The sequence below is a fragment of the Parapedomonas caeni genome (genome assembly GCF_041060555.1).
Classification (GTDB): Bacteria; Pseudomonadota; Alphaproteobacteria; order Sphingomonadales; family Sphingomonadaceae; genus CAUJIW01.
On the sequence record NZ_JBEUDS010000025.1, the window covers coordinates 41,334 to 50,752 of the forward strand.

8 protein-coding genes are annotated in these 9,419 nt (G+C 66.9%); 4 read left to right on the forward strand and 4 right to left on the reverse strand.

Going from position 1 to position 9,419, the window contains the following annotated elements; translation table 11 throughout:
- Positions 1-63: 63 nt before the first annotated feature.
- Positions 64-1,473, forward strand: coding sequence for a dihydrolipoyl dehydrogenase (lpdA, locus tag ABU113_RS14365; RefSeq protein ID WP_454560186.1), 1,410 nt, complete (start codon positions 64-66; stop codon positions 1,471-1,473).
- A gap of 404 nt (positions 1,474-1,877) precedes the next feature.
- On the opposite strand, the gene ABU113_RS14370 is transcribed toward lpdA, so the two are convergent.
- Entirely contained in the window at positions 1,878-2,522 is a 645-nt protein-coding gene (locus tag ABU113_RS14370) for a hypothetical protein (protein WP_454560187.1), read from the reverse strand.
- Between the two features lie 1,474 nt (positions 2,523-3,996).
- On the opposite strand from ABU113_RS14370, the gene ABU113_RS14375 reads away from it, so the two are divergent.
- Entirely contained in the window at positions 3,997-5,304 is a 1,308-nt protein-coding gene (locus ABU113_RS14375) for an NADH:flavin oxidoreductase/NADH oxidase family protein (RefSeq protein WP_454560188.1), read from the forward strand.
- Positions 5,305-5,361: 57 nt separating this feature from the next.
- On the opposite strand, the gene ABU113_RS14380 is transcribed toward ABU113_RS14375, so the two are convergent.
- The 3 genes from ABU113_RS14380 to ABU113_RS14390 form a co-directional block, all read right to left on the reverse strand.
- The gene (locus ABU113_RS14380) at positions 5,362-5,781 is read right to left on the reverse strand and encodes a hypothetical protein (RefSeq protein ID WP_454560189.1); all 420 of its coding nucleotides are present in this window, start codon (positions 5,779-5,781) and stop codon (positions 5,362-5,364) included.
- Positions 5,782-5,832: 51 nt separating this feature from the next.
- A complete protein-coding gene (locus ABU113_RS14385) occupies positions 5,833-6,588 on the reverse strand; it encodes a hypothetical protein (RefSeq protein WP_454560190.1) in 756 nt (251 codons plus the stop codon).
- An 89-nt stretch (positions 6,589-6,677) separates the two neighbouring features.
- Positions 6,678-7,265 (reverse strand): hypothetical protein, encoded by a 588-nt coding sequence (locus tag ABU113_RS14390; RefSeq protein WP_454560191.1) that lies wholly within the window; start codon positions 7,263-7,265, stop codon positions 6,678-6,680.
- Positions 7,266-7,452: 187 nt separating this feature from the next.
- On the opposite strand from ABU113_RS14390, the gene ABU113_RS14395 reads away from it, so the two are divergent.
- Both ABU113_RS14395 and ABU113_RS14400 read left to right on the forward strand, forming a co-directional pair.
- Positions 7,453-8,619 carry a helix-turn-helix transcriptional regulator gene (locus ABU113_RS14395; protein ID WP_454560192.1) on the forward strand — a complete coding sequence of 389 codons (1,167 nt, stop codon included), beginning with the start codon at positions 7,453-7,455 and terminating at the stop codon, positions 8,617-8,619.
- A 526-nt stretch (positions 8,620-9,145) separates the two neighbouring features.
- Entirely contained in the window at positions 9,146-9,376 is a 231-nt protein-coding gene (locus ABU113_RS14400; RefSeq protein WP_454560193.1) for an HD domain-containing protein, read from the forward strand.
- Positions 9,377-9,419: the final 43 nt, after the last annotated feature.

The window sequence follows — 9,419 nt, forward strand, 5'->3', positions numbered from 1 at the left end:
TTGCGCGACCGCGCAAGCGGGCTATGACGCGGCCATATTCCCCACAGCAGAACGAGGCAGACAATGGCATACGACTTCGACCTGGTGGTGATCGGCGCCGGCCCCGGTGGCTATGTCGCGGCCATTCGCGCGGCCCAGCACGGGCTGAAGGTCGCCTGCGTCGAGAAGCGCGGCACGCTGGGCGGCACCTGCCTCAACGTCGGCTGCATTCCCTCCAAGGCGCTGCTGCATGCCTCCGAGCTGTATGAGGAGGTCACCGGCGGCCACATGAAGACCTGGGGCATCGAGGCCAGCGCCAAGATCGACGTCGGCGCCATGATCGCCGAGAAGGACAAGGCGGTGAAGGAACTCACCGGCGGCATCGAGATGCTGTTCAAAAAGAACAAGGTGACCTGGCTGAAGGGCACCGGCCGCTTCCTCGAACCGCACAAGATCGAGGTCACCGGCGCCGACGGCGCCACCAGCACCGTCACCGCCAAGAACGCGCTGATCGCCACCGGCTCCGAGGTCGCCTCGCTGCCGGGCATCAAGATCGACGGCAAGGTGGTGATCTCCTCCACCGAGGCGCTGACCCTGCCCAAGGTGCCGGAGCACCTGGTGGTGATCGGCGGCGGCGTCATCGGCCTGGAACTGGGCTCGGTGTGGCGCCGGCTGGGCGCCAAGGTGACGGTGGTCGAGTATATGGACCGGCTGACGCCGACCATGGACGCCGACCTGTCGAAGGAGCTGGAGAAGATCCTCAAGCGCCAGGGCATGGAGATCATGACCGCGACCAAGGTCGCCGAGGTCAAGGTGAAGAAGGCCGGCGCCACCGTGGTCGTCGAGCCGGCCAAGGGCGGTGCCGCCCAGGAGATCGCCTGCGACGTGGTGCTGATGTCGGTCGGCCGCCGGCCCTATCTCGACGGGCTGGGGCTGGAGAAGATCGGCGTCGGCCTCGACGAGCGCGGCCGGGTCCGCGTCGGTCACGACTTCGCCACCACCGTGCCGGGCGTCTGGGCCATCGGCGACGCCATTCCGGGGCCGATGCTGGCGCACAAGGCGGAAGACGAGGGCGTCGCCTGTGCCGACAACATCGCCGGCCTGAACGGCATCGTGAACCACGACGTCATCCCCTCGGTGATCTACACCATGCCGGAAGTGGCCAGCGTCGGCAAAACCGAGGAGGAACTGAAGGCGGCCGGCGTTCAGTACAAGGCCGGCAAGTTCCCCTTCCTCGCCAACAGCCGCGCCAAGGCCAACCGCGACACCGCCGGCTTCGTCAAGGTGCTGGCGGACGCCAAGACCGACCGGGTGCTGGGCGTGCACATCATCGGCTCGCTGGCCGGCACCATGATCGCCCAGGCGGCCCAGGCGATGGAGTTCGGCGCCTCCGCCGAGGATATCGCGCTGACCTGCCATGCCCACCCCACCCACCCGGAAGCGCTGAAGGAAGCGGCCATGGCCGCCTACAACGGCAAGCCGATCCATATCTGAGGGCGGGGCTGACGGGAGAGGGCGCGTCAGCGGTTCAGGGCCCTGGCGGTTCGCGCATCCGGGCCAACGCGCGAGGACTCCGGGCGTCTGAGCGACCCGGTGAGGGCTTGCGGCGGCCCGGCGTTTCCGGCCACCCGGCGGTTCGGGGGCCTGAGCGGCGCTTGAGCTGCGGGCGTGCCTGACGGGCGCGCCGCGCCATCGCTATCAATACACGGCATGGCCGGGCTCACGCCCGGCCATGTGCGTTTTGGGGGGGAATACCGATACTCCGGGGATACCGATACGTTAAGGCAACCCCCGTCATGGCCGGGCTTGACCCGGCCATCCACGCGAACACCGGATTGGCCGGAAAGGATGGTCCGGTCGCGCGCGGTGTGGGCGGAGGTGTTCGGGGAAATAGTGCGTCACTTTTTCCTGTGCTGCGGCTTGTACAGAATTTCAAAAAAAATATCGGCGATATCTTGTGCTGTTTCCGGCATTAAATGATCCACTTGTCCTACAAACGAAGATCCATCAAAATAGGCATTGGGTGAATTATTTTTTACTCTATTCTGGAATAATTCGAACATTTTTCGCACAAATTCTCCGCTTTTGTCATCGAGAAGATGTGAATAGAAATCATCTGAAGTTGATGTGCAGTCCCAATTCAGTGTCCAATATTTTTTTCGAGTTTCCAAATAGACATTTGGGATATTACGATGCAGGCAGGTGGAAAACCATTCTTCATTCGCCGCTCGGTCCTTCGAGGGGAACGTGCGCCAAATGTCATCAGGCACGCCTTCTCGCACCATGCGGGATAGATCGATTACATGGTCGCCTGCGTTAAGTTCGCGCAGCCGATCTCCCATCGCGATGCTGTTCGCTGATCCAAGTCGAGGAAATTCCTGTGGCCAAGCCTTCATGTCGGCCAGAAGTGCGGCATGTGTTCGATAGCCCAACGCTGCAGCCAGAGCTTCGCTATGGTGACTGGATTTCACGTTAGGGAGTTGTTCACGCGAACGGCTTTTTAGGGCTTGGATGTTGGCGTGCGTAAGCAGAATCTTGGCCATGCGGCGGTCCTCTTCCATTTTCGCCGCCAGTCACCGATTACATGACGGCGCGGAAGGATCGGCGCACGTCGAAAATATTTCTTCGACCCATTTTGACCCGGTGACAGGTCTGGCATGGTCGACCAAGAAATAGTTCTACCGATTCGTTCAAATCAGCGCAAGAAAGACCCGGAATTTCTGGGATAGTGCGCCCATTCTCCCGCACCCGTCCCGTCATGGCCGGGCGTGTCCCAGCCATCCATGCGAACACCGCCCTTCCCGGACAGGGCGGCGCGGGTGGAGGCTTTCTTCATGGATGCACAGGACACAAGTCCGGGCATGACGGCCCGTGAGGCGCAGGCAGGGTCGGTCTGTCTCATGCGGCCGTCCGCCCTTCGACAGGCTCAGGACGAACGGAATTTGACGTCGCGACCTGGCCCGTTGGCGGAAGGCACCGCCCTTACCGTTCGTCCTGAGCTTGTCGAAGGGCGTGGTTGCGCCATCCCGGCGGGGTCGCGCCACCCCAGCGCACGGTAGCGGGGGACTGCCTGGGCGATACTCGTCAATTACCTATTGACGCACGGTATTTTCCGTGAGACAGTGCCACCATCCTCGGCGGTCGCGACGCGGGGGTGAACCGGCGGGTGGGCGGTCCCTCAAAGGGCCTTCTGATCCGCACCGACCTGGCGCGGGTGTCCCGGGTGAAAGCCGAGGCCTCGCAGAAAGATCGGCAAAGGTGCCAAGCGCGGTCCGTTCCGTCGCCCCTTGCAGGACTCGGGACCCCGTCTGCCGGCACCGACCAACCTCGATGTACCGACAGTCTTCCGTCGCCAAGGCCGCGGAACCTGTCATCGAGTCCCGGGCACGGAGGGTGGCAACCCCGCGCCGGTCGGTCGTTCCTGTGTGTTGCCGTTGCGTGCGTCTGTTGTCGGGTCTGCTGGACCCGTGTCGCGTACCCGTCACCCCGCCCGGCCCGCCGGTGCGGGCGTTGCGTGCTGCCGTCCGCCCTTCGACAGGCTCAGGACGAGCGGCAATTTGACGTCGCGACCCGACCCGTGGGCGCAAGGCACCGCCCTTACCGTTCGTCCTGAGCTTGTCGCGCTTGTCGAGGGGCGACGGGCGGGGTTGCGCCGCCCCCCCCGACGGCCGTGCTTGTCAGGGCGGGCGGCGGCTTTCATCCTGATCGCCAACCAGCCGCCGGGCAACCAGCCGAGCGGCACCAAGCCGATTGGCACTAGGCCGATTGGCACCGGGCCGATTGGCAGCGCAGGGGGAGGAAGACGCCATGACGGGAGATGCGCCGACGGATCGGCAGGCCCCGGACCAGCAGGCCACGGGCCAGCAGGCCCCGGGCCAACACTCCACCGACCATCAGGCCATAAACCATCAGGCCACAGACCATCAGGCCACCGGCCAACCGTCCACCGGCCAGCAGCCCGCCGGACCTGAACCGGCGGGAGCGCCTCCGCCGGCGACCGCCGCCGGCAGTCCGCTGATGGCCACGCCGCTGCGGCTGCCGTGCGGCGTGGTGATCCCCAACCGGCTGGCCAAGGGGGCGATGACCGAGGGGCTGGCGACGCCCGGCGGCGTGCCGACGCCCGAGCTCGACCGGCTGTACCGGCTGTGGTCGCACGGCGGCGCCGGCCTGCTGCTCACCGGCAACGTCATCCTCGACCGCGACCATCTGGAGCGGCCGGGCAACGTCATCCTCGACCGGCCGCCATCGCCCGAGATGGCCGCGGCGCTGCGGGCCTGGGCCGCCGCCGGCACCGAAGGCGGCAACCAGCTGTGGATGCAGCTCAGCCACGCCGGCCGGCAGACCCAGCGCAACGTCAACCCGGCGCCGCGCGCGCCCTCGGCGGTGGCGATGCGCCTGCCCGGCGGCCGCTTCGCCACCCCGGTGCCGCTGGCGGAGACGGAAATCCGCGATCTCATCGACCGCGTCGCCACGGCCGCCGTGGCGGCGCAGACGGCCGGCTTCACCGGCGTCCAGGTCCATGCCGCCCACGGCTACCTGATCTCGCAGTTCCTCAGCCCGCTGACCAACCGGCGCACCGACGCCTGGGGTGGCAGTCTGGAGAACCGCGCCCGCTTCCTGATGGAGGCGGTGCGGCGGGTGCGCGCGGCGGTGGGGCCGGCCTTCCCGGTGTCGGTGAAGCTGAACTCGGCCGATTTCCAGCGCGGCGGCTTCGCCTTCGAGGACAGTCTGCGGGTCGCCCGCTGGCTGGAGGCCGCCGGCGTCGACCTGCTGGAAATCTCCGGCGGCTCCTACGAACAGCCGGCGATGATGGACATGGCCGGCATCGACGGCCCGGCGGACGCGGCCTCGGCCGGGCCGGTCAGGCTGGCGGCCTCGACCGCGGCGCGCGAGGCGTATTTCGTCGATTTCGCCAAGGCGATGAAGGCGGAACTCAGCACCATGCCGCTGATGGTCACTGGCGGCTTCCGCACCCGCGCGGCGATGGAACATGCGCTGGCCACCGGGGCGGCCGACCTCATCGGCCTCGGCCGGCCGCTGTGCGGCATGCCGGATGCCTGCAACCGCCTGCTGGCCGGCGCGGCCGATCTGCCGCGCTACGAGCGCCAGCTGCATCTGCTGCCCGGCTGGCTGCGCTGGCTGGAGGCCAACGGCACGGTGCGTTCGCTGGCCGGCTTCGCGGTGCAATACTGGTATTACGCCCAGCTCGATCATCTGGGCCGCACCGGCGCGCCCCGGCTGTCGCAAGGCGTGTTCGCCGCCGCGCTGCAGGTGGAGAAGCACCACGCCCGCTGGCTGGCCGCCCGTCGCGCCGGCCAGGCGTGAGGGAGCACAAGGTGAGGGCCACCGGGTGCGCGGCGTCGCCAGGGCCGCGGGCCGCGCCTAGGCCCGGAGCATGCTGGCCGCGCGGGTATAGTTATGAGCCTCGTAGAGAGTCCACAGCCCGCCGGCGATGAACACGACGCCGACAAGGATGAACAGCGTCATGACGCCGAGCACGACGAGCGTCGCCCCCATCAGATAGCCGACCGTGGTCGGGATGCTGTAGACGGCACGGGTTTTATCGTTGCGCAGGGCCAGGGCGTTGAACACGCCGTTCTTCTCGCGGCCGGCCAGCGTCACCTGATCGCCGTCGCGGATGTCGGGCACATCGGCCAGCTTGATCTGCGCGGAGCGGTCGCCGACCCGAAAGGCAATGACCTGTCCGGTCTTCACGGAGCCGCCGTTGCGGCCAACCGTGCCGCGCGTCTCGGTCGAATGGCGGATGCCGCTGATCGTACCGCTCAATGTTGTCAGTGCCATATCATCTCCCTACTGGCTCTTGCGACTGGACATGCCCGCTCAGCTGGCCGGCTAGAGCCTCGGCGGCTGCGCCCGCGCATCCGCCTTGCGCGCGGCTTCCGCCTTCAGGCCATTCACCCACTGGCTGCTGCGCACCTCCGCCGACCACACCGCCCCGAGGTCGACGAGGGAGGCCCTGGCCGTGCGCACCGGCCCGCTCCAGATGTCATAGCTGTAGATGAGCAGCTGCCCGCAGGCGGCGGGGTCGCGCGCCAGCGTCAGGCCGAGGGACTGGTAGCGCTGTTCATTCTGGAACGTGGGGACGACGCGGTTGCGCCTGAGCTCGTCGCCGGCATGGGGGCGGTTGCCCCGGCGGGTGAAGGCGCAGCGCGGTTTGCCGGCCTCCTCCCAGACCAGTTGGTGGGCCTCGGCAAAGGACGGCTGGCCGTACTTGGCGAGCAGGCTTGCGCGGAACTGCTGCTGTGTCGGCGGGTTTTGCGTATGCGCGAGATTGGGGCGCTCAATGGCGATAACGCGCGGCTCGGCGGGCGGCGTCGCGAAATGCACGATGAACAGCTCGAAGCCGCCGCGCGCGGGCTGGACTTCCAGCCGGTCGAGAAATTCCGGCGTCGACAGGTTTTCCGGCCGGCCTTCCCCGGCGGCATAGTTGTAGCGCGAGGTGACGCGGATAATCCGCATGCCGGGGTCGAAGGCGGTCAGGGCCGCCCGTGTCTGCGCCTCCGTCATGCCGATGCGCACCCCGGCGATATCCATTCTGGCGGCGGGCGTCGCCGCCGTCTGCGCCTGCGCCGGCGTCAGGCTCGCCACTGTCATGCCGACAAGCGCGGAACAACAAAACGCGACCGCTTTGTTCATAGGCTGTCTCCTGCGGGAAAGGGGGGCGGCACCTTCGGGTGTCAGTCCGTCACGTCGCTGATGTCGTTGGCGCGGAAGTCCGGCGGCATGCTGGATTGGGCGCAGTAGCGCGCGCGGTGCTCCCGGCCGTTCATGCTCCTGGACGTGAAGGCTGTATCGCCCGTCAGGGTGTAGGTGGTGACCCCGGTTTCCGGAGGAGAATTATCCTGCACGTCGCCGCACGCTTCCGTCACACGGTAGGTGGCGGGTCCGGTCTGTTCGATCGTCCTGAACGCGCAGAAGTCCCGCGCACCGCCGATGCCGTCCCGACGCAGCAGCAGTGTCGTCGCGTTGGAGGCCTGGCCGCAGGGCGTATCGCTGGCGACATAATAGCCGCGCTTGAGCGGAAGGGCGGCAACCGTGGCTGTCTCGGGCGCCTTGTCCGGCGGCGTGGCCGGCGCCGGGGGCGTGGCGGCCTGGGCCGTGGTGCCGGTGCCGATTGCTGCCGCGGCGTGGGCAACCGCTGCCGGATTGTCCGCTGCCGGTGCGTCGGTCGGGTCAGCATGCTGTGCCGTCGCGGTATTCTGCCCACAGGCAGGGAGGCCCGTAACGAGCAGCAAGGGCACAACGATCGAACCGGCCTGGCGCATGACGTCTCCGCGCGTGTTATTTCTCTCCGGCATGGTTAAGGTGGGGCGGCGGGGCAGTCGTCCCCCAAACGGGGGAGAAAGCCAGCAACGGCACGACGGACAGCGTCCGCCTGCCGTGATGTTCAGGCCGGGCTCCAGGCAGACGGATCAAGGCTGCCGGGTCACGGTGGCTGGAACCATTGGAGGCATGAAGGGGCGTTGGACGACCATGGCGGCACAGGAGTTCCTTGAATCATCCCGCGTTTCCGGTCTGATCGCGCATCTTTATGATGCCGCCGTGGATGAAGCCTTGTGGCCCGGCACGGCCGCCCGCATTGCCGCCGCCTTCGGCTCGACCAGCACGGTCGTCAAGCTGCACGGCGAGGGCGCGCGGGTGAACCTGCTGGAATGCACGGATAACCTCATGGTGTCCGAGCGCGAGCAGGCCTGGGCGCAAGACTGGCACCGCAAGGACTTGTGGGTGGAGCGCTCCGTGGCCTGGGGGATGTCGCGCATCATCACGGACGAGGATCTGGTCACCCGGGAGGAGCAGGAACGCAGCGGCTTCTATCAGGAATGGCTGCGCCACCTCGGCATTCATCACATGATCGGCGCGGTGTTCCCCGCCGCCGACGGCGCCATTGGCGTCCTTGGCATCCACCGGCCGCGCGGCGGCGGCGCCTACACCGGACAGGAACGGCGACAGGCCGCGCTGTTGTTGCCGCACTTGCAGCGGGCGCTGCGTCTCGGGCAACGCCTCGCAATCCTCTCCCACAGTCATGCCACCGCCTTGCAGGCGCTCGACCGGCTGGATACCGGGGTTCTGGTGCTGGATGGCACCTGCCGCGTCCTCCACGCCAGCAGGATGGCGGAGCGCCTGCTGTGCGAGAACGCGGAACTGGCGGTGGTGCACGGGCGACTGGCGTTGCGGCCGCCAGCCCTTCACGACAGGCTGGTGGCGCTGGTGCACGCCGCGATGGCGACCGCGCGGGGCAGGATCGCCGCGCCTGGTGCGGCGCTGGCCATGCAGCGTCCCCATCGCATGCCGCTGGCGATCGAGGTGGCGCCCATGCGCCCGGCCGTCGGTGTGTTCGGGGAACAGCGGCCTGCCGTGCTCGTGTTCATTCGTGACCCCGAAGCGCCGGTCGCCGTCGCGCGGCTGCGCGAGCTGTTCAGCCTCACGCGCACGGAGAGCGTGGTTGCCGCGGCCCTCGGGCGGGGCGCCTCGCCGGAGGAGATCGCGGCGGACATGGGCATCGGCCTGGCGACCGTGCGCAGCCATCTCAAACGCATCCTTGCCAAGACCGGTACGCACCGGCAGGCCGAGGCGGCGGCGCTGCTGGCGCGCAGCGTCGCAACGGGATCGGCGCACTAGCGCACGTTCACGACGCGCGTTGACAGGGCGCGATGTGGCAGGGGCGGCACATTCGGGTGGCGGGACGCAACCTGACGTCGCTTTTTGGCATTACACCGTTTTTGGGTGTCTCTGGATGCCTGCGGACAGGCGGCGGCGGATGTCGGGCTCGAAATTTAACCTATTGATTTGTAGGGATTAAATTTTCGATACGACGATCAAACGATGTACCCCGAATTTGTACCCGTTCTCGCGAAAAGCGCGGAGACGAGTCCCGCGAACACGGCTGAACGCCTGTGGACGCTGACGGCCGGCATCCTAATGCAAGGTCGAGTCAGCGGTCAATCGGCTGCATGAATTGGCGCCGGGACACGTCGCTCATGTGCCACCCATTCGGACGAATCTCTTATTATCCACGTTGCGATTGGTGGCGGGGTGTCTCGTTTGGCGCGTGTTCGGCGGGTGGATATGCTGCCATGGATTGATGGGGCGAAGTCATCCATAATGGGAGCCCGAATCTGGCAAGGGAGGCTTTGACGACAGCGTGTTGAGCGGCGTCGATGCAGCATTTGAGGGGGCTTGGGGTAAACGCACTGAGTTTGCCGATCGAGTGACCTATTTCCCGCTGCGGGATCATTGTGCCGATGTCGCCGCCGTGGTCGAGGCGCTGCTCGCACTGCCAACCATCCGTAAGGGTCGCGTCCGTCAAGGTGGTGTAATTTCGGCTGTGGCCGTGGGCCATCGTCAGGCGGCTTTGGCGGTGATGTGTAGGGGCTGATTTTCCTCCTCGATCATGGGTTGGTTGAGTTCGGCCATGCCTT

What these genes read in the sequence shown, in the direction of transcription:
- lpdA (WP_454560186.1), top strand. Translation starts at nt 64, where the DNA reads ATGGCATACGACTTCGACCTGGTGGTGATCGGCGCCGGCCCCGGTGGC.
- ABU113_RS14370 (WP_454560187.1), bottom strand. Translation starts at nt 2,522, where the DNA reads ATGGCCAAGATTCTGCTTACGCACGCCAACATCCAAGCCCTAAAAAGC.
- ABU113_RS14375 (WP_454560188.1), top strand. Translation starts at nt 3,997, where the DNA reads ATGGCCACGCCGCTGCGGCTGCCGTGCGGCGTGGTGATCCCCAACCGG.
- ABU113_RS14380 (WP_454560189.1), bottom strand. Translation starts at nt 5,781, where the DNA reads ATGGCACTGACAACATTGAGCGGTACGATCAGCGGCATCCGCCATTCG.
- ABU113_RS14390 (WP_454560191.1), bottom strand. Translation starts at nt 7,265, where the DNA reads ATGCGCCAGGCCGGTTCGATCGTTGTGCCCTTGCTGCTCGTTACGGGC.
- ABU113_RS14395 (WP_454560192.1), top strand. Translation starts at nt 7,453, where the DNA reads ATGAAGGGGCGTTGGACGACCATGGCGGCACAGGAGTTCCTTGAATCA.